This window comes from Catellatospora sp. NPDC049609 (assembly GCF_040675365.1).
Classification (GTDB): domain Bacteria; phylum Actinomycetota; class Actinomycetes; order Mycobacteriales; family Micromonosporaceae; genus Catellatospora.
The window spans coordinates 1-20,425 of sequence record NZ_JBFAOU010000150.1 but is presented as its reverse complement, the minus strand read 5'-3'; the positions used below and the strand labels follow the sequence as shown (position 1 = coordinate 20,425).

The following is a 20,425-nucleotide window of genomic DNA, read 5'->3' as shown; positions in this document are numbered from 1 at the left end:
GGGTTTTGGGCTGGCCGGGGGGGCGGGGGGGAGTCGCCCCCCCTGGCCCCGGTGTCTCAGAGGCGGGTGGGCCACCAGGAGCGTGGGCCGACGTGGTGGACGAGTGCCGGGACCAGCAGGGACCGGACGACGAAGGTGTCGAGCAGCACGCCGAGGCCGACGAGGATGCCGAGCTGCATCATGAAGACGATCGGCATCAGGGACAGGACCGCGAACGTCGCGGCCAGCACCACCCCGGCGCTGGTGATGACGCCGCCGGTGACGGCCAGCGCGCGGGACATGCCGGCGCCGTGCCCGAGCGCGGCCGACTCCTCGCGGGCGCGGGTCATCAGGAAGATGGTGTAGTCCACGCCCAGCGCGACCAGGAACAGGAAGCCGTGCAGCAGCACGGATCGGTCGATCGCGGGGAAGCCGATCGCGTGGTACACCAGCGCCGACGCGCCCAGCGCGGCGCCGAACGACAGCAGCACGCTGGCCAGCAGCAGCAACGGCGCGACGAGCGCGCGCAGCAGCACGACCAGCACGCCGAGCACCACGACCAGGATCAGCGGGATGATCAGGCGCAGGTCGGCGTCCATGGTGGTGTTCTGGTCGAGCTCCTGCGCCGTCGCACCGCCGACCAGGGCGCCGGGGTCGACGTCCTGGGCCGTGTCGCGCAGCCGCAGCACGGTCTGCTCGGCCCCGTCGCTGGAGGGCGGATCGGCCAGCACGATCCGCAGCCGGGTCCACCCGCCCGCGACCGACGGCTCGGCCTGCCCGACCTCGGCGACGCCGGGCAGGCCGCGGACCGCGGCGGCGACCTCGTCCGCGCGCAGGGTGCTGGTGTACAGCTCGGTGGGGTCGCCGGAGCCCGCGGGGTAGTGCTCGGCGAGCGCCTCGAAGCCGCGTACCGAGTCGGGCTTGCTGGTGAACGACTCGCTCTGGTGGACGCCGACGGTGAGCGTGGTCGTGCCTAGGCTGAGCGCGGCCAGGGCCAGCGCGGTCACCATCCAGATCGGGCGGGGGTGGCAGGCGACGAACCCGGCGGTGCGGGCCCACAGCCCGGGGCCGCGGGCGGGGGAGCCGTCGGCGCGTACGGCCGGGATGAGCGGCCAGAACACGCGGCGGCCAAAGGTGACCAGCAGCGCGGGCAGCAGGGTGGTCATCGCGAGCAGCGCGGAGGCGATGCCGAGCGCGGCGACCGGGCCCAGGCCGCGGGTCGAGTTGAGACCGGCGGCGAGCAGCGTCAGCAGGGCCAGGATGACGGTGGCGGCCGAGGCGATGATCGCGGGCAGGCTGTGCCGCAGCGCCAGGCGCATGGCGTGGCGGTGGTCGGCGTGCCGGGTCAGCTCCTCGCGGTAGCGGGAGATCAGCAGCAGCGCGTAGTCGGTGCCCGCGCCGAACACCAGCACGGTGAGGATGCCCGCGCTGGCGCCGTTGACGACCAGGCCCAGGTGCTTCGCGCCGAGGTACACCAGCGCCTCGGCGAGGCGGCTCGCGATGCCGACGGTGACCAGCGGGATCAGCAGCAGCACCGGGCTGCGGTAGGTGAGCAGCAGCAGGAGCGCAACCACGCCGACGGTGACGGCCAGCAGCGTGGTGTCCAGCGAGTCGAACGCGGCGTCGAAGTCGGCCCCGGCGGCCGGGCCGCCGGTCACCCACGCCGCCAGCCCGCCGGGCAGGCCCTCGGCCTGGACCGCGCGCACCCGGTCCAGCACCGGCCCGACGGCGTCCTCGGCGGCCTGCGCTGGGCTCAGCGGCACGGCGACCAGCAGCGCCGCCCCGTCGTCGGACGGGATCGGCGGCGGGATCGTGCCGGCGGCCAGCCCGGCCAGCGCGGTGGCGTCGGCGTCGGCGGCTTCGCGGTCGGCTGCGGTCAGGCCGCCGTCGCGGGCGTACACCAGCAGCAGCCGGTCGGGCTCGTCGGCGGGGAACTCGGCGGCGGCCAGGTCGAGCGCGCGGGTGGACTCGGCGGCGGCGGGCAGCCACGAGCTGACGTCGTTGGTCTCCACGTCGCCGAGCTGGGTGAACATGACGGCGGAGACGGCGATGAGCAGCCAGCCGGTCAGCACGGACCAGGCGGTGCGGCGACCTGCGGGCGCGGTGGAGATCCGCTGCCAGGCGGTGGACATGGTGGCCCTTCCTGTTCGGGTCATGGGGGCCCGCACAGGTTCGCCGCCCCCGCCCGTCGCGCGCGTCAGCGTCCGCGCGTATCCGTCCCTACGTACGGGGGAGGGGGAGGGCGGACTGGTAGGCGATGACGACGAGCTGGGCGCGGTCGCGGGCGCCGAGCTTGATCAGGGCGCGGCTGACGTGGGTGCGCACCGTGGCGGGGCTGACCACCAGCCCGGCGGCGATCTCGTCGTTGGACAGGCCGGTGGCGACCCAGCCCACGATCTCCCGCTCCCGCTCGGTGAGCAGGTGCAGATCGGGGTGTACGCGCAGCGGCGGCGCCGCGCCGGGCACCGCGCCGAACCGCTCGATCACCCGGCGGGTGACCGCGGGCGACAGCAGCGAGTCGCCCGCCGCCACCACCCGGATCGCGCGCAGCAGCTCGGCGGGCTCGGCGTCCTTGGTGAGGAAGCCGGAGGCGCCCGCCCGCAGCGCCTCGAAGACGTACTCGTCGAGCTCGAACGTGGTCAGCACGATCACGCGGGTGGGGCCGTCGAGGCGGCGCAGCACCTCCAGCCCGTCCAGCCGCGGCATGCGGATGTCGAGCAGCAGCACGTCCGGCCGCCGGTCGGCCACCAGGTCGAGCGCCGCGGCGCCGTCCTCGGCCTCGCCGACCAGCTCCAGGTCGGGTTCGCAGTCGATGAGCGTCCGCATGGCCAGGCGCAGCAGGGCCTGGTCGTCGGCGAGCGCGACCCGGATCACGCGGGCACCGCGCCGAGGGCGTTCCCGGCGGCGGGGGCGCTCACGGCGGTTGTGGCGGGGGCCGGTTCGGGCGGCTCGCCGCAGGGGAGCACGGCGCGGACCCGGAAGCCGCCGCCGGGCAGCGGGCCCGCGTCGAGCGTGCCGGCCAGGGCACGGGCGCGCTCGCGCATGCTGTCCAGGCCGGAGCCGCCGGGCTGCGGCGCGCCGCCGCGGCCGTCGTCGGTGACGGTCAGCTCGATGCCGTCCGGGCGGTACGCCAGCTCGACCGTCGCGCGGCGCGCACCGGCGTGGCGCAGCACGTTGGTCAGCGCCTCCTGGGCGATGCGGTAGCCGGCCAGGTCGACCGCGTGCGGCACGGGCCGGGCGGGGCCGTCGACGGCCAGGGCGACCGCGAGCCGGTCCGAGCCGGTGACGGCGACCAGATCGGGCAGCAGGGCGAGCCCGGCGGCGGGCCGGTCGGGGGCGGCGACCGCGCCGGTGAACGTGGACAGCGCGAGCCGCAGCTCGTCGAGGGCGGCGGTGCTGGTCTGCCGGATCGCCCGCAGCGACTCCTCGACCTGGGGCGCGGCGGGGCGGCGGCTCAGCACGTGCAGGGCGGCGCCGGCGTTCATGCTGATCACGGCGAGGCTGTGCCCGACCACGTCGTGCACCTCCTGCGCCATGCGCAGGCGCTCCTCGTACGCGTGGCGGCGGCGCTCCTCGATCTGCGCCTGCTCCAGGCCCTCGCGCCGCAGCCGCACCGCGATCCCGGTGACCAGCGGGGTGGCCAGCCAGAACGAGGTGGTGACCAGGTTGAAGAAGAGCCCGTCGGGCTCCTTCTCGACCCAGGCGCTCAGGCCCAGGTAGAAGGCGATCATCACCGCTGTCACCGGCACGGACCGGTGCGAGCCCCGCCAGGCGGCCAGCGCGTACACGGCGAACATCACGTACGCGAAGATCGGGCCGTAGGGGTAGCCGGCGCTGATGAACACGACGACCACGGAGAAGGTGACCAGGCAGGACAGCTCCGGCCACCGGCGGCGTACCGCCAGCGCGAGCGCGCCGGTGGCCAGCAGGGCGAAGGCGGCGGCGTCCAGGTGCAGCCGCTCGGGCTGCTCGCTCTGGGTCGGCACGGAGCCGGCGACGACGAGCACCCCGACGACCAGCGCGAGGACCGCGTCGTAGAGCCGGGGGCGGGCGGACAGCCGGTGGAGCAGGTGCACAGCTGCGAGGGTACGGACCCGGCCCGCCCGGCCGCATCCACGCGGCGGCGTACGCGATCCTGCGTACGCGCGGGCGAGTGCGCTGCCAGGGCAAATAGGTCGTTTTGCCGCTAACGGGGCGGTCGGCATCCGAGACTGGGAACGAGCATGGCCGGATGGGAGGTGTTGACATGGGGACATGTGAGGTCTGCAAGAACGACTACTGGCTGTCGTTCGAGGTGCACACGGCGGGTGGGGCGGTGCACGTGTTCGACTCGTTCGAGTGCGCGGTGAACATGCTGGCGCCGGTCTGCGAGCACTGCGCCACGAAGATCATCGGACACGGGGTGGAGGTGTCCGGGCACTTCTACTGCTGCGCGCACTGCGCCCGCTCCGCCGACGCGCGGGAGGGTTTCAAGATCCGCGACGCGGTCGGCGTACACCCGGGTTGAGCGGCTCTGCCCGCCGCGTGAGGAGCGCCTTTTCGAGCCGGAAAATCGGCAGAAAAGGCGCTCTTATCGCATATCAGGACGTAATCGGGCGCACGCTACCGCGAGGTGGCGGATGTTTCGGCCGCGCGCGTGCCGGATCGTAGATCTCACCACGACGAGGTGGCCCCACCGACGAGCCGTAGCAGGGAGATGAGCATGTACGTCACCGCGGACCACGCGCTGTGCCTGATCGACCAGGCCCTCGCCGCCGGCCACGACCACGGCTCGCTGCGCTCGGCCATCCGCGAGGCGTTCGCCAGCAACGCCCCGGTCGAGCACATCGCCACCCGCGCCCGCACGTCCATCGCCGACGTGCTCACCGTCGTGAACGAGATGTACGCGTCCCCCGCGCACTGACCTTCACCCGCACCCATCCCACCCCACCCCATCCCCACCACCCCATCCCCACCCCACGGCGACGCCGCCTGGGACACGCCTGGCAGACCGGGCGCCGTCCGAGGCGGCGTTCGCTATGGAGCAGGGCTTTCGGCGGGGCGCGGGATGGTCACGCCCACTGCGCGCGCAGCGGGAGCACCTTGGCCCCGGTCATGATGCGCGGGTCGTAGTACTGCACGCCGTCGTCGACCCGCAGGTCCGTGGTCCGGCGGAGCAGGATCTCCATGGCGATCCGGCCCTCCAGGCGGGCCAGCGGCGCGCCGATGCAGAAGTGGATGCCGTGGCCGAAGCTCAGGTGCGGGTTGGGGCTGCGGCCGATGTCGAAGGTGTCGGGCTCGACGAACTGCGCCCCGTCGCGGTTGCCCGAGGCCAGCCAGAGCATGATCACCTTGCCCGCCGGCACCAGCCGCTGCGCGATCGTGGTGTCGGCGGTGGTGAGCCGGGCCAGCCGGGGGAACGGCGAGCGGTAGCGCAGCACCTCCTCCAGTGCGGCCGGGATGCGGCCCGGGTCGCCGCGCAGCTCCGCCGCGGCGGCCGGGTGCTCGTCCAGGCAGAGCACGGTGTTGGTGAGCAGCGTCGTGGTGGTGATGTGCCCGGCGATGAGCAGCACCCCGAGGAAGCCCACGATCTCCTCGTCGGTCAGCCGCTCGCCGTCGACCTCGGCCAGGATGAGGGCGTTGGTCAGGTCGTCGGCGGGCCGGGCGCGGCGCTCGCGGATGTGCGCCAGCAGGTAGTCGATCATGTCGCGGAGCCGGGCGCCGGCCTGCTGCATCATCTTCTCGTCGGGGATGACGGTGTCCGGCACCTGCGCGTCGAGCAGCGAGTCGGCCCAGCGGCGGAAGCGGTCGCGGTCGGACGCGGGCACCCCGATCAGCTCCGCGATCACGGTGACCGGCAGCGGGTACGCCAGCTCCCGCACCAGGTCGAACCGGGGTTCGCCGGCGATCTCGTCGAGCAGGCGGTTGGTGATGCCGGCGATGCGCGGCGCCAGCTCGGCGACGACGCGGGGGGTGAACGCCTTGCTCACGATGCGGCGCATCTTGGTGTGCCGGGGCGGGTCCATGCGCACGAAGTTGCCCCGGCTGAACAGCTCGATCTCCTCCTGCTTCGGGACCAGCCCGGTCAGGTCGGAGGAGAACACGGCCGGGTCGGACAGCACCTTCTCGATGTCGGCGTACCGGAAGACGTGGTAGGCGCCGTAGTGCTCGTCCCAGCTGACCGGATCGGCCTCCCGCATGCGCCGGAACCAGTCCAGCACGTCGTCCAGCCGCGCGGTCTGCTCGGCGAATCCGGTGGCCCTGCTTGTCGTCACCACGGCGATCACTCCCTGGGTCGATAACTTTGCCATCTTAGCGCGGTTAATGGCGATTTGCCGGGTTTCGCTTTTCTGCCCGGACGCCGCATTCATGGCGCCGATCCATCGAGATTCCTATTTGTGTCGATCGATGGATCAATGGCGTTGTTCAGGGATCTTCCGATGCGCCGCGGGGGCGATCCAAAACGGATGATCGTGAGGGGTAAATGGAGGAGTCGTTATCAAATACTGTCCGTGTGGTCATTGATCACCCCTTGTTATATCGGCGGATTTCGTCGTACGATCGGCCGTCTGGCGCGGGGGAGCGCTTGAGCAGCAACGACTTCAGGCAGGTGAAAGGGCTCAGCGAGGCTCGTCGGGGACGAGGGGGGCGCATGATTCCGTATGTCCGAAGAGGGCGGTCGACCGTCGCCGTCGCGCTGGCGGCGGCCCTGCCCGCCGCCCTGCTGGGCTGCTCCGCCGAGGTGCCCGAGCCGCAGGCGGCGCCGAGCCGCCCCGCGGTCGGCCGGCCGTCGCCGGGCCCGTCCCTCAGCGCCGACGAGCAGCGCACCGTGGACGCCGCCTGGACCGCCTTCCTCAAGCTCAACAGCATCTACCTCAAGGCCGGGCAGACCGGGCGGTACGACTGGGACGACGACGCCACCCGCCGCCCGATGTACCCGTACGCCGCCGGTCGCTACATGGCGCTGCTCGAACGCGATCTCGACCTCATGGCCGAGCAGGGGCTGGTCCGCACCGGACAGCCCACACTCACGCTGCGCCGGGTGGTCTCGGTCAGCGCCACCTCGATCGTCCTGGAGGCCTGTGTGGATGACGCCGGCGTGGACACCATCGACCGCAAGACCCGCAAGTCCGTGGCCGCGCCCGGCCAGAACCACCGCTACCCGGTGACGCTGCGGGCCGGGCTCTACCCCGACGGCGTCTGGCGCTGGGTGGACTCGCACACCGACCGGGCGGCGTCATGCTGACCCGGCGCGGGGCGACCCGCCTGCTCGGCGGCCTCGCCACGGCCGCGCTGACGCTGACCCTGACGCTGGTCGTCGCGCCGGGCACGGCGCACGCCGACTACATCTACTGCCCGCCCAACAACGGCCCCTGCATCGTCGTGGTCACCGGCGGCGGGGGAGGCGGCGGTGGCGGCGGCGGGGGTGGCGGCGGTGGCGGCAGCGGGACGTGCGAGCACGAGCACCTCGGCGTGATCGACTGCTACCGCCCCGGCATGGGCTGGTTCAACCATGTGAACAGCTGCTACTACAACCGGCTCTCGCTCGCCGAGGACGATCCCGTCTGGGGCGGCAACGATCCGGGCGAGGGCTTCATGTACGCGGTGTGGTGCTGGGGCGGCCTGTCCGCGGGCTGGCAGCAGGGCACCACGCGGTACCTGACCAGCCCGCCGCCGGGATACGGCGGGATGCCGTCGGCGATGGAGCTCGCCGCGCGGGCCATCACCCAGCTGCCCATCACCGGTCCCGACATCAGGACCGCGCCCGCCGCGTCCGGCGCCGGGCTGGTCGGCCTGCCGGTGTGGATGTGGACGCCGCGCACGGCGCAGACCTGGGGCCCGGTCTCGCGCACGGTGTCGGTGCCCGGCCTGTCGGTGACCGCGACCGCCCGCGCCGTGGAGATCCGCTGGAGCATGGGCGACGGCCGCACCGTCGTGTGCCGGTCGCCCGGCACGGCGTACCGGCCCGAATACGGCAACCGCGCCTCGTCGTGCGGCCACCGCTACACCCAGCCCTCCCGCGACAAGCCCGGCGGCAAGTACGCCGTCAGCGGCGCGACGCTGTGGCGGGTGACCTGGTCCGGCGGCGGCCAGTCCGGCGTGCTGCTGCGGCTGCGCCAGAGCGGCCCGGTCTACCTGCGCATCGACGAGATGCAGGTGGTGAATTCATGACCGCGCGCAGCGCGCAGCTCATGGCGGCCGCTCCGGCCGCCGGCGATCGCAGGCAGGAGAACCCATGACCACCTCGGCACCCCCGCGGGCGCTGCCCGCCGCCCCGATCGCGGTCCCGCGCAACGCGCCCCGCCGCCGTTCGATCGCCCAGGGCGCGCTCGCCGTGCTGCTCATCATCGTCGGCGCGCTCACCGCGGCGTACGTCGCCCAGCGCATCGGCAGCACGCACGACTTCCTCGCCGTGGCGCGCCCGGTGGGCAAGGGCGCCGAGATCACCCGCGCCGACCTGGTGGTGGTGCGGGTGAACGAGGCCGTCGGGCTGCGGCCGATCGCGGCCCGCGACTCCGGCGACGTGATCGGCAAGCGGGCGGTGATGGCGCTGGTGCCGGGCACCCTGATCACCCGGGACCAGGTCACCGACACGGCCGTGCCGGCACCCGGCCACCAGCTCATCGGCCTGGCGCTGGGGGAGGACCGCATGCCCTCGGCGTCGCGGCTGACCGTCGGCGCCAAGGTGCTGCTCGTGGTGGTGCCCAAGAAGGGCGTCGAGGACAAGGAGGTGCAGGGCCCCGATCTCGTCCCGCCGCGCACCATCACCGCGACGATCATCGACATCTCGCCCGGCACCCGGTCCGGCCAGACGGTGATCGACGTGGAGGTCGCCACGGCCGACGCGCCGACCGTGGCCGCGCTCGCCGCCGACGACCGCGTCGTGCTCTCCCTCGACGGCTCGTGAGCGGGCCGCGATGACGCTGATCGCGATGATCTCCGCGAAGGGCTCGCCCGGCGTGTCCACCGCCGCGCTGGCGTTCACCCTGACCTGGCCGGCGCCGGTGCTGCTGGCCGAGTGCGACCCGGCCGGCGGCGACCTGCTGGCCGGCTACCTGGCCCGCTACGAGCTGCCGCCGGACCGCGGCGTGCTGCCGCTGGCCTCCTCGGCGCTGCGCGGCACCGCCGACGCCGACCTCACCGGCAACCTCATCGACCTTGACGCGCCGTGCCAGCAGCGGATGGCGCTGCCCGGCCTCACCGAACCGGCGCAGAGCGCCTCGCTGAACATGGCCTGGACCGCGCTGGGCGAGTTCTTCTCCCGGATGACCAGCCGGACCGTGCTGGCCGACTGCGGGCGGCTGGCCGCGGCGCACCCGCCGTGGTCGCTGCTGTCCCAGGCGGACCTGGTGCTGCTGGCGGTGCGGCCGCACTCGCTGCGTACGGTGTCGCCGGCGGTCTCGGCGCTGTCCGCGCTGCGCCGCCAGCTGCCGCCGGGCTTCGTCGAGCAGAGCGTCGGCCTGCTGCTGGTCGGCGGCGGCATCCCGGCCCGGGAGGTGGCCCGGCACCTGGGCACGCCGGTGGCGGCCACCCTGCCGTGGGATCCGCAGACCGCCGCGGCCCTGTGCGGCGACGGGCGGGGGCGGCGGCGCGCGCCGCTGATGCGCCACGGCGCGGCCGCGTACGACACGATCACCGAGCTGATCGCGGCCCGCAGCGTGGCCGGCGCGCTGTCGCGGCGCGACACCGAGCCGCTGCCGGTGACGTCATGACGGCGCCGCGCTTCGTGCCGATCCCGCCCGAGGTCGCGGCCGTGCCGCGGGTCAACGGGACCGCCCGGGTGGCCTACCCGGCGCCACCGGGCGCCCACGCCACCGCCGCGCCGGTCGACTACACGGTGGTACGCCAGCTCCAGGGCCGGGTCACCGAGACGCTGACCCGGCTGCTCGCCGACTCGGCCAACGTCACCGCCGCGCACCGCCGCGAGACCGCCGCCCGGATCGGCCGCGAGGTCATCGCCGACTACGTGGTCGCGATGGCGCACGCGGGCCAGCCGGTGAGCCCGGCGGTGGAGCAGGCGCTGCTCGACGCGGTGGTGGCCGGCATGTTCGGGGCCGGGCGGCTGCAGCGCCTGCTGGACGACCCGCAGATCACCAACGTGCACATCATCGGCTGCGACCAGGTGCTGCTGCACCACGCCGACGGCAGCCGCAGCCGGGGCGAGCCGGTCGCCGACTCCGACGACGAGCTGATCGGCATGCTGCAGGTGCTGGCGATGCGGGTGGCGGCCACCGAGCGCCAGCTGTCGGAGTCCAACCCGGAGCTGGACATGCAGCTGCCCGACGGCTCCCGGATGACGGTGCTCTACAAGGTGTCGCCGCGCCCGGTGGTCTACATCCGCAAGCACAGCCTGTTCGCGGCGACGCTGGAGGAGCTGCGGGACCGCTGGGGCATGATCGACCTGCTGCTCTACCGGTTCCTGACCAAGGCGCTGGAGGCCGGGGCGAACATCATGGTCGCCGGCCTGGCCGCGTCGGGCAAGACCACGCTGCTGCGGGCGCTGGCCCGCACCATCCCGCCCGGCGAGCCGTACATCACCCTGGAGGAGTCGCGCGAGCTGGGCCTGCACGAGTCGGTGCACCCCGGCGCCGAGAACTGGGTGATCAGCCTGGAGGCGCTGCAGGGGCACGGCGAGTACGACGCCGGCGGCAAGCGCCGCGGCGAGAAGACCCTGCACGACATGATGCCGATCACGCAGCGGCTGGGCGTGCGCCGGGTGATCGTCGGCGAGACGCGCGGCCGGGAGATCGTGCCGATGCTGCGCGCGATGACGGTGAGCCGGGGTGCGATGTGCACCATCCACTCCCGGCAGGCGCGCGAGGTGATGGACTCGATCGTGCAGCTGGCCTGCTCGTACGGCAACGACATCGGCGCCGAGCAGGCGCTGCGGATGGCGTCGCAGGGCATCGACCTGATCGTCTACACCGCCGTGGTCGACGAGCGGGCCATCGGCGGCGGCGAGCACCGCTTCGTGTCGCACGTCATCGAGGTCGGCGGCATGCGCGACGGCCGGGTCGTCACGACGACCGTGTTCGGCCCCGGCCCGGACGGCCGCGCGGTGCCCCGCCACCTGCCCGAGCGCATCCGCGACGACCTGATGGACGTCGGCTACGACCCGCGCGAGCTGGTGCCGTACATCGAGGCCGGGCCGCATAACCGGGGCTCGTGGATGCGCGAGCTGCACACCATGCGGGTGCGGTCATGATCCAGATTCTGGCGGCGTTCGCCGTGCTCGCGGCGGGCAGCGGGATCGCGCTGGCGGTCCTGTTCGCCGTCGGCACCACCAAGCCGGCGGGGCCCCCGTCGGCGCTGCGGGCGTCGCTGCGGCGGCTGTGGCAAGGCCAGGGGCGCACCCTGCGGCAGCGGCGCACCCGCCAGGGTGTGCTGATCGTCGCGCTGTGCGCCGGTGCGGCGGCCTGGCTGGTCACCGGCTGGCCGGTGGGCGGGATCATCGTGGGGCTGGCCATTCCCGGCGTGCCCTGGCTGTTCTCGGCGGCGACGGCGGAGAAGCGGGCGCTGGCCCGGCTGGGCGCGCTGGAGGCGTGGACCCGGCGGGTCGGCGACTACGTGCGCAACGGCATCGGCCTGCAGGCGGCGATCGTGGCCACCGCGCGGACCGCGCCGCCGCTGCTCTCGCTGGAGGTGCGCACGCTGGCCGCCCGGCTGCAGGCGGGCACCGACCTGGAGACGGCGCTGCGCGCGTTCGCCGACGACATCGGCGACCACAGCAGCGACGAGGTGGTCGCGCCGCTGATCATGCAGTCGGCCGACGGCGGCGAGGGGCTCTACCACGCGCTGCTCGACATCGCCAACGGCCTGGCCGAGGAGATCGTGGCGCGGGCCACGGTGGACAGCGAGCGCTCGTCGGCCCGGTTCACGGTGCGCTTCCTGACCGGCACCACGGTCGCGCTGCTCGCCTTCGGCGCGCTCAACGCGGGGTACGCCGCGCCGTACCGCACCCCGCTGGGCCAGGTGATCCTGGCCGTGCTCGCGGTGTTCTACGTCTTCCTGATGCTGTGGATCCGCGGGCTGACGCTGCCGGACCGGCTGCCGCGGCTGCTGAGCACGCAGCGGCGGCAGCGCCGCGCGCCGGAGCGGGCCGGGGCGGTGGCGTCGTGACCGTGGTCGCCGGGAACATGTGGCTCGCGCTGGCCGTCGCCGGCGGCGCGACCGCCGGGCTGGGGCTGTACCTGCTGGTCACCGCGTTCGTGCCGGCGACCCCGGCGCTGGGCCCGGCGCTGCGGCGGCTGCATCCGACGCTGGCCGTGGACCACCCGGCCGCCGAGCACCGGGCCGCGCCGCCGGTGCGGGTGACCGGGGACTGGTACGCGCGGCTGAGCCTGCCCGCGACGGATCTGGCCATCCTGGACCGTACGCCGCAGGGCCACGTGCTGAGCGTGACCCTGTCGGCGCTGATGGGGCTGGCGCTGCCGGTGCTGGCGACGGTGTTCGCGCTGGTCGCCGGGGTCACCCTGCCGGTCAGCGTGCCGCTGGTGGCCACGCTGCTGTTCGCGCTGGGCGCCGGGGCGCTGGCGCACTACGACATGCGCGCGCGGGCCCGGCAGGCGCGCAAGGAGTTCGTGCGGGCGCTGTGCACGTACGCCACGCTCACCGCGCACCAGGTGCGCTCCGGGCACGGCGCGGTGGAGGCGATGGAGCGCTCGGCGAGCATCTGCGACGGCTGGCCGTACACCCGGCTGCGGACCTCGCTGCTCACCGCGCAGTTGCAGATGCGCCCGCCGTGGGACGAGCTCAAGGCGCTGGCGGACCGGATCGGCGTGGTGGAGCTGACCGGCTTCGCCGACATCATGCGCAGCGCGGGCAACGACGGCGCGCAGGTGTACCAGACGCTGCGGGCGCAGGCGGCGTCGCTGCGCGACCAGATCCGCGTGGCCGCGCTGGAGGCGGCGAAGACCCGCACCTCCAAGCTGGACATCCCGTCCACGATGATGATTTTGATCTTGCTCGTGCTCGTCGGATATCCCCTGATGACGAGCCTGTTCAGTCAGAACTAGAGAGGAGATGCCATGTTGTTGAAGGCTTATGCGGCGGTGGCCGTGCGGCTGCGGGTGCTCGCCGACCCGGCGATCCGTGACCGCGGTGAGGGCCCGATCCCGCACGTCGTCATGATCGCGATGATGGCCGCGGCGGCCATCACCATCGGCGGCCTGATCCTCATCGTCGGTCAGAACTGGGTCGACCTGATCCCCGACTCGATGCCGTAGGCGGCGGCCATGGACACGACCGCGACCGCCGGCCGGCCCTCCCCGGGCCGGCTGGCGGCGCGCCGTGCGCCCGACCGCGGAGCCGGCACCATCGAGATGGCGATCATCGCGCTGCCGCTGCTCATCTTCACGTTCCTCGTGGTCCAGGCGGCGCTGGTGTTCTACGCCCGCTCGATCGCGCTGGGCGCGGCGACGCAGGGCGCCAACGCCGCCCGCGAGTACGGCAGCGCGCCCGGCGCCGGTGAGGCCAACGCCCGCGACTTCCTCGACCGGGTCGGGGTGGGGCTGGAGGACCCGGAGGTGAACGTGCGCACCGCCGCCGACAGCGTCACCGTGACCGTCACCGGCCGGGCGACGAGCATCCTGCCGCTGGTCAGTTTCGAGGTGGAGCAGAGCGCCCGCGGGCCCGTGGAGAGGTTCATCCCGTGACGATCATGCCGCGCGACCGGGGGTCGGCCAGCATCGAGCTGGCGATCCTGGTCCCCGTCGTGCTGGTCTTCTTCGTCGGCGTCATCATCGCGGGGCGCTTCAGCATGGCCCGGCAGGCCACCGAGGCCGCCGCGTACAACGCCGCCCGCACCGCGAGCCTGGCCCGCACCGCCACCGACGCGGGCGCGCGCGGCCGGGACGCCGCGGCCGCCTCCTTCGCGTCCGAGGGCATTACCTGCCGCACGCTGACCGTCACCGTGGACACCCGCGGCTTCGCCGTGCCGGTGGGCCAGCCGGCCACCGTCACCGTCCGGCTGACCTGCGACGCGGAGTTCGCCGACATCGCGCTGCCGGGCATGCCGGGCAGCGCCCGGCTCACCTCCGAGTTCACCAGCCCGCTCGACACCTACCGGAGCCGCACGTGATGAGGATCAGGGACGACCGCGGCAAGGTGACCATCTTCATGGCGATCATCGCGCCGGCCTGGATCGCGATGCTCGGCCTGGTCATCGTCGGCGGCGGGCGGGTCCGGGCGTACCAGCGCGCGGACAACATCGCCGCGGAGGCGGCCCGCACCGCGGGGCAGGCCATCGCACCCGGCAGCGCGATCCAGGGCGGCCGGAAGGTGATCGACCCGGCGCTGGCCGAGGCCGCCGCCCGGGCATACCTGACCACCGTGGGCGCGACCGGCACCGTCACGGTGTCGCCGGACGGCCAGCAGGTCACCGTCGTCGCCACGATCAAGTACGAGAACCCCTCCCGCCTGGCCTTCATGGGCGGTCCCGTCTGGGACGCCACCGGCCAGGCGACCGCGACCCTCCTCGTCGGTTGACCTGACCGAGGCCGAGCAGCAACACAGAAGGGCGGAACCATGACCACAGTCCGGCGTACCCGGCCTCACTGGACGCTGCGCCTGCTCACCGCGCTGGCCTCGCTGGCGGGCATCGTGGCGGTCGTGGCGGGCGTGCCCGTCCTGCTGCTCGAACTCGCGGGCAACCCGCTGCCCGCCCGGGTGCCGTCGCTCGACGAGCTCGGCACGCTGCTGACCTCGCCCGACAACGGCGACCTGTTCCTGCGGGCGCTGGCGTGCGCCGGGTGGCTGGCCTGGGCGACGCTCACGCTCAGCATCCTGGTGGAGCTGTTCGCGCGCATGCGCGGCCGCCGAGCGGTCCGGCTGCCCGGCCTCGGCCTCCAGCAGCGGGTCGCGGCGGTCCTGGTGGGCGGGTTGATCGCGGTGTTCGCCGGGACCAGCGTGGCGACCGCGGCACTGCCCGCACCCGCCCCGCTGCGGGCCATCGCCACCGCGCCGGTCGCCACCGCCCCGGCCACCGCGCCGCTGCCCGCCGCGTGGGCCGCCCCCGCCGAGCGGGCATCGTCCGCCTGGGCCGGTCCCGCCGAGCAGCTCCCCGCCGCGTGGGCGGCGCCGGCCGGGCAGCTGACCGCCGCGCCGGCCGGGCAGGTGCCCTCAGCCTGGGCCGCCCCCGTCGCGCCGGGGTTCGCGGCCGCGGTGCCGTACGCCGCGGTCGGCGGCGCGCCCGTGCCGCAGGCGACCGCCCTGGCCGTGCAGCAGGCCCCCGCCCCGACGCGCCTGCTGGTGGAGCGCCCGGTGTACGTGGTCAAGAAGGGCGACTACCTCGGCTGCATCGCGGAGCGGTTCACCGGCGACTTCGACCGCTACACCCAGCTCGCCGCGCTCAACCCGAAGCTCATCAAGAACCCGGACCACATCGAGCCGGGCTGGCGCATCGTGCTGCCCGCCGACGCCCACGACCGCGGCGCCATCCGCCACGCCACGGGCCGGCTGCTGCTGCCCGCCGTGCCGGTGCCGGACAACCCGGAAACCCCGGCACCGCAGACCCCCGTGCCGCAGACCCCGGCCCCGCAACAGCCCGCGCCGAGCCCTTCCGCGGTCGCGCCCTCGGCCACGCCCGCGCCGTCGACCCCCGCCGCGTCGCCGTCCGGGGTGGCCACGCCCCCCGGCGTGGTGGTGCCGCAGGCCGCCGACCGGCCGCATCCGATCCCGATGGACGAGACCGACCCCGGCACCGGGCAGACCAAGGTGCTCGCCGCGGGCGCCGGTCTCGCGCTGGCCACCGTCCTGGCGGGCCACCTCGTGGTGCGCCGCCGCATCCGCCGCCTGCACCGGTTGCGGGTGGGCCGCCGGCGCGGCGTCGGCGGGCTGCGTACGCCGGTGGGCCCGGCCCGGCCGCCGCGCCACCGCGCCGCCGAGCGGCTGGACGCCGGGCTGCGCCAGCTGACCGCGGGCCTGCGCGGCCGGGCGCCGTGGGAGATGCCCGACATCGCCGCGGCCTGGGAGCACGGCGGCGACCTCGCGATCATCCTGGCCGCACCGTGTGCCGACCCGCCGGAGCCGTTCGACGTGCAATGGCCCAACACCTGGTCGCTGTCCGGGTCCGCCTGGCTGCCCGACCGGGTCGAGACCCCGTCGCTGCTGCCCGGCCTGCTGAAGATCGGCACCTGGCCGCAGGGCGGCGAGCTGTTCGTCGACGGCGAGCGCACCGGCCTGCTCACCCTCTGCGGTGACCCGCAGCGCTGCGACGACCTGCTGCGCTACCTCGCCGCGGAGGCGGCCACGGCCAGCTGGGCCGACGGCGCGGCGGTCACGGTGGCGGGGCTGAGCGGCGGCGACCTGCGCGCGCTGGGCTCGCTCAGCGACCGGGTGCGGGCCAGCTCCTCGGTCAGCGACGCGCTGGCCCGGATCAGCCGCCGGGCCGCCGCCAACGCTGCGGTGCTGCACGACTCGCAGACCGCCGACATGCCCACCGCCCGCGTCAACAACGTCACCGGCGACGCCTGGGGCATCCAGCTGCTGTTCGTCGCCGACCCCTGGGGCGAGCACACCGAGCAGCTGCGCGACCTCGACGCGCTGCTGGCCGATCTCGGCCGGGTCGGCGTCGCGGTGGTCGCGACGCACCCGACCAGCACCAGGTGGTCGGCGACGATCGGGTCCGACGGCGGGGTGCACATGTCCTGGCTGGCCGTCACCGACATCACCGCCTGCGACCTGACCAGCGACGCGCTCGCCGCCCACGTCGCTGCGCAGGCCGCTGCGCAGGCCGCCGCCCGGGTGCCGGCCCAGGCGGGCAGTGGGGCGCGCCACCGGCTGCGCTGACCGTGCCTGTCGGTTCTCCGTCCCCCGGTGGACCGGCGCGCGAGCGGCTGACTATGGTCTGGTCGTCGTATGCCGCTGCGCGGTGTCCACGCAGCTCAAGGGGGGATCATGACGGCCGACGAGCGGGCCGGCGGACGGTTGCGCGTCGGGGGCTGGATTCCCGGCCAGGGCACGGCCCACCCGGACGACCCGTCGCACCCCGGCGGACCAGTCGGGCAGTCTGCGGCTCCGCCCGCGCCCGCGGCTTCGCCCACGTCCGAGGCTCCGCCCGCACCCGCGGCTTCGCCCACGTCCGAGGCTCTGCCCACGACTGCGGCTCCGGCCGCGGCCGCTGCCTCGGGTGAGCCCGGCGAGGTCGGTGGGCTAACCGACGACGGGGACGAACCGCGCGGTGCCAGGCACGCGGAGAGGACCGGCGGGGTCGAGACCGTCGACAGGCCAAGCCCGGCCGTGTCCGCCTTCGATCCGCTGCCCGCGACGGTCGGTCCCGGCGGCGAGCCTGGTGCGGACGCCGCCGAACCCGAGCCGGTCGTCGACGAGCCGGGCACGGTCTACCACGGCCGCCGCCGGGTCGACCGACCCGCCGGCCGTCGGCGGGTGCCGCCTGCCGCCGTGGCCACGGTGCTCGCCGCGGCGGTCGTGGTGGCGGCCGGCATCGCCTGGTTGTCGTCGTCGGACGGGTCGCAGGCCCGTGATCCCGGCGTCTTCGCGGGCGGTGACGTCACGGCGACGGCGACCGGCGCTCCGGCCGCGTCCGCGTCCGCCGTGACGACCCCCGCCGCCTCGGCTCCGGCGCCCAGCCCCTCGGTCAGTCCATCGGCCGCCGCCTCGCCGGCCGCGTTCGGGCCGGTCGCCTACGAGGCCGAGGCCTCGGGCAACACGCTGCTGGGCCAGGCCGCCGTCGTCAGCCTCTCGGGTGCCTCCGGCGGCCGGGCGGTGCGCAACATCGGCAACGGCGCGGGCGCGAAGAAGGACGGCGGGCTGCGGTTCAACGCGGTGACCGTGCCCGAGGCGGGCACCTACACGCTGACCTTCTACTACGCGCAGCTGGTCGGCCCGCGGGCGGACCGGGTCGTGGTCACCGTCGCGGGCGGCGGCGCGGTCACGGCGGGCGTCGCCGGGGGAGCCGACTGCTGCGCGAGCCGGTCGGTCAGCGTACGGCTGCGGGCCGGTGCCAACGCCGTGACCTTCGGCAACCCCGACGGCCCGGCGCCCGCGATCGACCGCATCGTCGTCCGGCGGGCCTAGCCGGCCGCGCTAGGGTTCCGGGTCGGGGAGGTGCGGATGCGGGTACGGGCTGACGTCGTGGCGCGGCTGCGGGCGGCGGGCTGCGTGTTCGCCGAGGACGAGGCCGACCTGCTGCTGTCGGTTGCCGACGGTCTGCGGCTGGACGAGCTGGTGGCGCGGCGGGTCGCCGGGCTGCCGCTGGAGCACGTCGTCGGGTTCGCCGAGTTCTGCGGGCGGCGCATCGCGGTCGACCCGGGCGTGTTCGTGCCGCGCCGGCGCACCGAGCTGCTGGTCGAGCAGGCCGCGCGGTTTCTGCGGCCGGGCGCGGTGGTGCTCGACCTGTGCTGCGGCTCGGGCGCGGTGGCGGCCGTACTGGCCGAAAGCGACGGCGTCGAGGTGCACGCGGCCGACATCGACCCGGCGGCGGTGCGCTGCGCCCGCCGCAACGTCGAGCCGCGCGGCGGCCGGGTGTACGAGGGCGACCTCTACGCGCCGCTGCCGCCGGGCCTGCGCGGCCGGATCGACGTGCTGGTGGTCAACGTCCCGTACGTACCCACGGCGGAGATCGGCATGATGCCGCCGGAGGCGCGGCTGCACGAGCCGGCGGTCGCCCTGGACGGCGGCGCCGACGGCCTCGACCTCGCCCGCCGCGTGCTCGCCGGTGCGGGTGACTGGCTCGCCCCGCGCGGCAGGCTGCTGCTGGAGACCAGTGACGAGCAGGCCGGCACGGCCTGTGCCCTGTTCACCGCCGCCGGCCTGACCCCGAGCCTCGCCCGCGACGACGACCGCGGCGCGGTGGCCGTCCTCGGCGAACGCCCCTGACCACCCCGCCCCGCCGGATCAGCCCCGCGCCGCCCCCCAAGATCGCCCGACTTGCCAGGCAGATGGGCGTATGCGCGCTCAAGATACGCACAGGTGCCAGGCAAGTCGGGCGATCTTGGACGGGGCGAGTGGGTGCCGGGCCGGGTTGGCGATCTTGGAGGGGGTGGGTTGTCGGGGGTGGGTAGGGTTGGCGCGTGCCGACCGTCGCCGCGTCCCGCTGGGCCCTGACCCTGTGGCTGGCCGTGCTCTGCACCGGGGTGGCCGCGGCGGAGCAGCCCGGCCTCGGCGGCATGCTCGCCGGTGCGGCGGTGCTGCTGCTCGTCACCACGCTCGCCGTCGCCGCGGCGTACGGCGTCGGCTCGCTGCCGTCCGGGCGGGCCGGGCTCGACCTCGCGCTGCGCGAGCTGTCCCGGCGCACCGGCGTGCTGCGCCAGCGTGACCCCGACGCGGCGGGCCGCCCCCGCCCCCGAGCACCCTCGCGCACCCCTCTGGCCTGCTGATCCGGCGTACGCCGGGGCCGGCCGAACGGTTCTCGTCCTCCCGTGCCGGCGCCACCGGTGGCGCGTCGCGCCGCCGTGCCGCCCGGCCGGACCACCGTCTCCGCCAGAGGGATTGCCATGTTCGACTTCTCACTTCTGACAGGTCCCGTTCACACCGCCGTCATACGGCTGTCCGATCTGCTCGCTCCGCTGGGCGGCGCGGCCGCCGCCGTGGTCGTCGTCACGCTGCTCGTGCGGCTGCTGGTGCACCCGCTGACCCGCGCCGCGGTGCGCGGGGAGCGGGCACGTGCCGCGCTGGCGCCCCGGCTCGCCGCGCTGCGCAAGGAGCACGGCACCGACGCGACGGCGCTCGCGCAGGCGTATACCGAGCTCCACCGCGAGGCGGGGGTCTCGTCACTGGCCGGCATGCTGCCGATGCTGCTGCAGGCGCCGGTGTTCCTGCTGACCTACCACCTGTTCGTCAGCCCCACCGTGGCCGGCCGGCCGAACACGCTGCTGGACAGCGCCCTGGGCGGGGTGCCGCTGAGCGCGCACCTGCTCGCCCCGGCGGGCGGCTGGACGCCGCACCTGGTGGTGTTCGGCGCGCTGGTCGCGGCGCTGGCCGCGCTGGCCTGGGGCACGTCGCGGCGGGCCGTCCGGCTGGCGGCCATGCAGGAGCAGCCGCTGACCGGCGTGCTCGCGGCGCTGCCCCGCGTGCTGCCGTACTTCATTCTGGTCAGCGCGGTGATCCTGCCGCTCGCGGCGGTGCTCTACCTGGTCGTCTCGTCGGCCTGGACGCTGGCCGAGAACACCCTGCTGCGCCGGGGCATGCCGGTCCGGCCGCAGCCCGGCGCACCGGTGGCCACCGGCTCGGCGGACCCGGCACCGGCCTGAGCCGCCCCGGCGGAGACCGCAGCCGCCCCGGCGGAGACCGCCGTCCGCCCCGAACCGGGTGGCAGCAAGCTGCCACCCGGGTTCGGTCGGTCAGCCGATCGCGGGCGAGGGCCCAACCTCGGTAGCGTCCCACATCGTGAGTAGGCACCGGCTGAACGAGGACGACCACACCACGATCCTGCCCGCGACCGTCGAGCAGCTCGCGGCGCAGGAGCGGGAGTCGCGGCGGGAGCCGTCGGCGCGGTCGCGGCGGCCGG

22 protein-coding genes are annotated in these 20,425 nt (G+C 74.8%); 18 read left to right on the top strand and 4 right to left on the bottom strand.

Going from position 1 to position 20,425, the window contains the following annotated elements:
• Nucleotides 1–56: 56 nt before the first annotated feature.
• The 3 genes from AB0J67_RS30480 to AB0J67_RS30470 all read right to left on the bottom strand — a co-directional run bounded on the left by AB0J67_RS30480 (nt 57) and on the right by AB0J67_RS30470 (nt 4,055).
• A complete protein-coding gene (locus AB0J67_RS30480) occupies nt 57–2,111 on the bottom strand; it encodes an MMPL family transporter (protein ID WP_363487282.1) in 2,055 nt (684 codons plus the stop codon).
• Between the two features lie 88 nt (nt 2,112–2,199).
• Complete coding sequence (locus AB0J67_RS30475; RefSeq protein WP_363487280.1) at nt 2,200–2,853, bottom strand: response regulator transcription factor; 654 nt, start codon at nt 2,851–2,853, stop codon at nt 2,200–2,202.
• Nucleotides 2,850–4,055 carry a sensor histidine kinase gene (locus AB0J67_RS30470; RefSeq protein ID WP_363487278.1) on the bottom strand — a complete coding sequence of 402 codons (1,206 nt, stop codon included), beginning with the start codon at nt 4,053–4,055 and terminating at the stop codon, nt 2,850–2,852. Before AB0J67_RS30470 ends, AB0J67_RS30475 begins: the two co-directional genes overlap by 4 nt.
• A 170-nt stretch (nt 4,056–4,225) precedes the next feature.
• Here AB0J67_RS30470 and AB0J67_RS30465 point away from each other — a divergent pair, with 170 nt between their 5' ends.
• Both AB0J67_RS30465 and AB0J67_RS30460 read left to right on the top strand, forming a co-directional pair.
• The gene (locus AB0J67_RS30465; protein WP_363487276.1) at nt 4,226–4,486 is read left to right on the top strand and encodes a Prokaryotic metallothionein; all 261 of its coding nucleotides are present in this window, start codon (nt 4,226–4,228) and stop codon (nt 4,484–4,486) included.
• Nucleotides 4,487–4,681: 195 nt separating this feature from the next.
• Nucleotides 4,682–4,882, top strand: coding sequence for a hypothetical protein (locus AB0J67_RS30460; protein WP_363487274.1), 201 nt, complete (start codon nt 4,682–4,684; stop codon nt 4,880–4,882).
• A gap of 148 nt (nt 4,883–5,030) precedes the next feature.
• Here AB0J67_RS30460 and AB0J67_RS30455 read toward each other — a convergent pair whose 3' ends face one another.
• On the bottom strand, nt 5,031–6,233 hold the full coding sequence (locus AB0J67_RS30455; RefSeq protein WP_363487272.1) for a cytochrome P450: 1,203 nt from the start codon (nt 6,231–6,233) through the stop codon (nt 5,031–5,033).
• A gap of 377 nt (nt 6,234–6,610) precedes the next feature.
• Here AB0J67_RS30455 and AB0J67_RS30450 point away from each other — a divergent pair, with 377 nt between their 5' ends.
• From AB0J67_RS30450 to yidC, 16 genes are all read left to right on the top strand, one after another.
• Nucleotides 6,611–7,204: a hypothetical protein gene (locus AB0J67_RS30450; protein ID WP_363487270.1), complete on the top strand. Its 594-nt coding sequence runs from the start codon at nt 6,611–6,613 to the stop codon at nt 7,202–7,204.
• Nucleotides 7,198–8,130: a hypothetical protein gene (locus AB0J67_RS30445; protein WP_363487267.1), complete on the top strand. Its 933-nt coding sequence runs from the start codon at nt 7,198–7,200 to the stop codon at nt 8,128–8,130. Before AB0J67_RS30450 ends, AB0J67_RS30445 begins: the two co-directional genes overlap by 7 nt.
• A 64-nt stretch (nt 8,131–8,194) precedes the next feature.
• Nucleotides 8,195–8,866, top strand: coding sequence for an SAF domain-containing protein (locus AB0J67_RS30440; RefSeq protein ID WP_363487265.1), 672 nt, complete (start codon nt 8,195–8,197; stop codon nt 8,864–8,866).
• A gap of 10 nt (nt 8,867–8,876) precedes the next feature.
• On the top strand, nt 8,877–9,671 hold the full coding sequence (locus AB0J67_RS30435; protein ID WP_363487263.1) for a ParA family protein: 795 nt from the start codon (nt 8,877–8,879) through the stop codon (nt 9,669–9,671).
• Entirely contained in the window at nt 9,668–11,164 is a 1,497-nt protein-coding gene (locus tag AB0J67_RS30430; RefSeq protein ID WP_363487261.1) for an ATPase, T2SS/T4P/T4SS family, read from the top strand. Before AB0J67_RS30435 ends, AB0J67_RS30430 begins: the two co-directional genes overlap by 4 nt.
• Nucleotides 11,161–12,078, top strand: coding sequence for a type II secretion system F family protein (locus tag AB0J67_RS30425; RefSeq protein ID WP_363487258.1), 918 nt, complete (start codon nt 11,161–11,163; stop codon nt 12,076–12,078). The genes AB0J67_RS30430 and AB0J67_RS30425 overlap by 4 nt, the downstream gene beginning before the upstream one ends.
• Before the next feature lie 17 nt (nt 12,079–12,095).
• A complete protein-coding gene (locus AB0J67_RS30420; RefSeq protein ID WP_363487286.1) occupies nt 12,096–12,974 on the top strand; it encodes a type II secretion system F family protein in 879 nt (292 codons plus the stop codon).
• Nucleotides 12,975–12,986: 12 nt separating this feature from the next.
• Nucleotides 12,987–13,184: a hypothetical protein gene (locus tag AB0J67_RS30415; protein WP_363487256.1), complete on the top strand. Its 198-nt coding sequence runs from the start codon at nt 12,987–12,989 to the stop codon at nt 13,182–13,184.
• A gap of 9 nt (nt 13,185–13,193) precedes the next feature.
• Nucleotides 13,194–13,613: a TadE/TadG family type IV pilus assembly protein gene (locus AB0J67_RS30410; RefSeq protein ID WP_363487254.1), complete on the top strand. Its 420-nt coding sequence runs from the start codon at nt 13,194–13,196 to the stop codon at nt 13,611–13,613.
• Nucleotides 13,614–13,618: 5 nt separating this feature from the next.
• Nucleotides 13,619–14,038 (top strand): TadE/TadG family type IV pilus assembly protein, encoded by a 420-nt coding sequence (locus tag AB0J67_RS30405; protein ID WP_363487284.1) that lies wholly within the window; start codon nt 13,619–13,621, stop codon nt 14,036–14,038.
• Nucleotides 14,035–14,445 carry a hypothetical protein gene (locus tag AB0J67_RS30400; protein WP_363487252.1) on the top strand — a complete coding sequence of 137 codons (411 nt, stop codon included), beginning with the start codon at nt 14,035–14,037 and terminating at the stop codon, nt 14,443–14,445. Before AB0J67_RS30405 ends, AB0J67_RS30400 begins: the two co-directional genes overlap by 4 nt.
• A gap of 39 nt (nt 14,446–14,484) precedes the next feature.
• Complete coding sequence (locus tag AB0J67_RS30395; protein WP_363487250.1) at nt 14,485–16,746, top strand: LysM peptidoglycan-binding domain-containing protein; 2,262 nt, start codon at nt 14,485–14,487, stop codon at nt 16,744–16,746.
• A 450-nt stretch (nt 16,747–17,196) separates the two neighbouring features.
• Nucleotides 17,197–17,994 carry a hypothetical protein gene (locus AB0J67_RS30390; protein ID WP_363487248.1) on the top strand — a complete coding sequence of 266 codons (798 nt, stop codon included), beginning with the start codon at nt 17,197–17,199 and terminating at the stop codon, nt 17,992–17,994.
• A 36-nt stretch (nt 17,995–18,030) separates the two neighbouring features.
• Nucleotides 18,031–18,795 (top strand): putative protein N(5)-glutamine methyltransferase, encoded by a 765-nt coding sequence (locus tag AB0J67_RS30385; RefSeq protein ID WP_363487246.1) that lies wholly within the window; start codon nt 18,031–18,033, stop codon nt 18,793–18,795.
• 194 nt (nt 18,796–18,989) lie between these two features.
• Complete coding sequence (locus AB0J67_RS30380; RefSeq protein WP_363487244.1) at nt 18,990–19,295, top strand: DUF6412 domain-containing protein; 306 nt, start codon at nt 18,990–18,992, stop codon at nt 19,293–19,295.
• Nucleotides 19,296–19,412: 117 nt separating this feature from the next.
• Entirely contained in the window at nt 19,413–20,168 is a 756-nt protein-coding gene (gene yidC / locus AB0J67_RS30375) for a membrane protein insertase YidC (protein ID WP_363487242.1), read from the top strand.
• Nucleotides 20,169–20,425 lie beyond the last annotated feature (257 nt).

Excerpts from the sequence above, each read along its gene's own strand:
- AB0J67_RS30445 (WP_363487267.1), top strand. The coding sequence starts at position 7,198 with ATGCTGACCCGGCGCGGGGCGACCCGCCTGCTCGGCGGCCTCGCCACG.
- AB0J67_RS30460 (WP_363487274.1), top strand. The coding sequence starts at position 4,682 with ATGTACGTCACCGCGGACCACGCGCTGTGCCTGATCGACCAGGCCCTC.
- AB0J67_RS30385 (WP_363487246.1), top strand. The coding sequence starts at position 18,031 with ATGCGGGTACGGGCTGACGTCGTGGCGCGGCTGCGGGCGGCGGGCTGC.
- AB0J67_RS30435 (WP_363487263.1), top strand. The coding sequence starts at position 8,877 with ATGACGCTGATCGCGATGATCTCCGCGAAGGGCTCGCCCGGCGTGTCC.
- AB0J67_RS30430 (WP_363487261.1), top strand. The coding sequence starts at position 9,668 with ATGACGGCGCCGCGCTTCGTGCCGATCCCGCCCGAGGTCGCGGCCGTG.
- AB0J67_RS30405 (WP_363487284.1), top strand. The coding sequence starts at position 13,619 with ATGCCGCGCGACCGGGGGTCGGCCAGCATCGAGCTGGCGATCCTGGTC.
- AB0J67_RS30440 (WP_363487265.1), top strand. The coding sequence starts at position 8,195 with ATGACCACCTCGGCACCCCCGCGGGCGCTGCCCGCCGCCCCGATCGCG.
- yidC (WP_363487242.1), top strand. The coding sequence starts at position 19,413 with ATGTTCGACTTCTCACTTCTGACAGGTCCCGTTCACACCGCCGTCATA.
- AB0J67_RS30425 (WP_363487258.1), top strand. The coding sequence starts at position 11,161 with ATGATCCAGATTCTGGCGGCGTTCGCCGTGCTCGCGGCGGGCAGCGGG.
- AB0J67_RS30410 (WP_363487254.1), top strand. The coding sequence starts at position 13,194 with ATGGACACGACCGCGACCGCCGGCCGGCCCTCCCCGGGCCGGCTGGCG.
- AB0J67_RS30420 (WP_363487286.1), top strand. The coding sequence starts at position 12,096 with ATGTGGCTCGCGCTGGCCGTCGCCGGCGGCGCGACCGCCGGGCTGGGG.
- AB0J67_RS30395 (WP_363487250.1), top strand. The coding sequence starts at position 14,485 with ATGACCACAGTCCGGCGTACCCGGCCTCACTGGACGCTGCGCCTGCTC.
- AB0J67_RS30415 (WP_363487256.1), top strand. The coding sequence starts at position 12,987 with ATGTTGTTGAAGGCTTATGCGGCGGTGGCCGTGCGGCTGCGGGTGCTC.
- AB0J67_RS30465 (WP_363487276.1), top strand. The coding sequence starts at position 4,226 with ATGGGGACATGTGAGGTCTGCAAGAACGACTACTGGCTGTCGTTCGAG.
- AB0J67_RS30450 (WP_363487270.1), top strand. The coding sequence starts at position 6,611 with ATGATTCCGTATGTCCGAAGAGGGCGGTCGACCGTCGCCGTCGCGCTG.
- AB0J67_RS30480 (WP_363487282.1), bottom strand. The coding sequence starts at position 2,111 with ATGTCCACCGCCTGGCAGCGGATCTCCACCGCGCCCGCAGGTCGCCGC.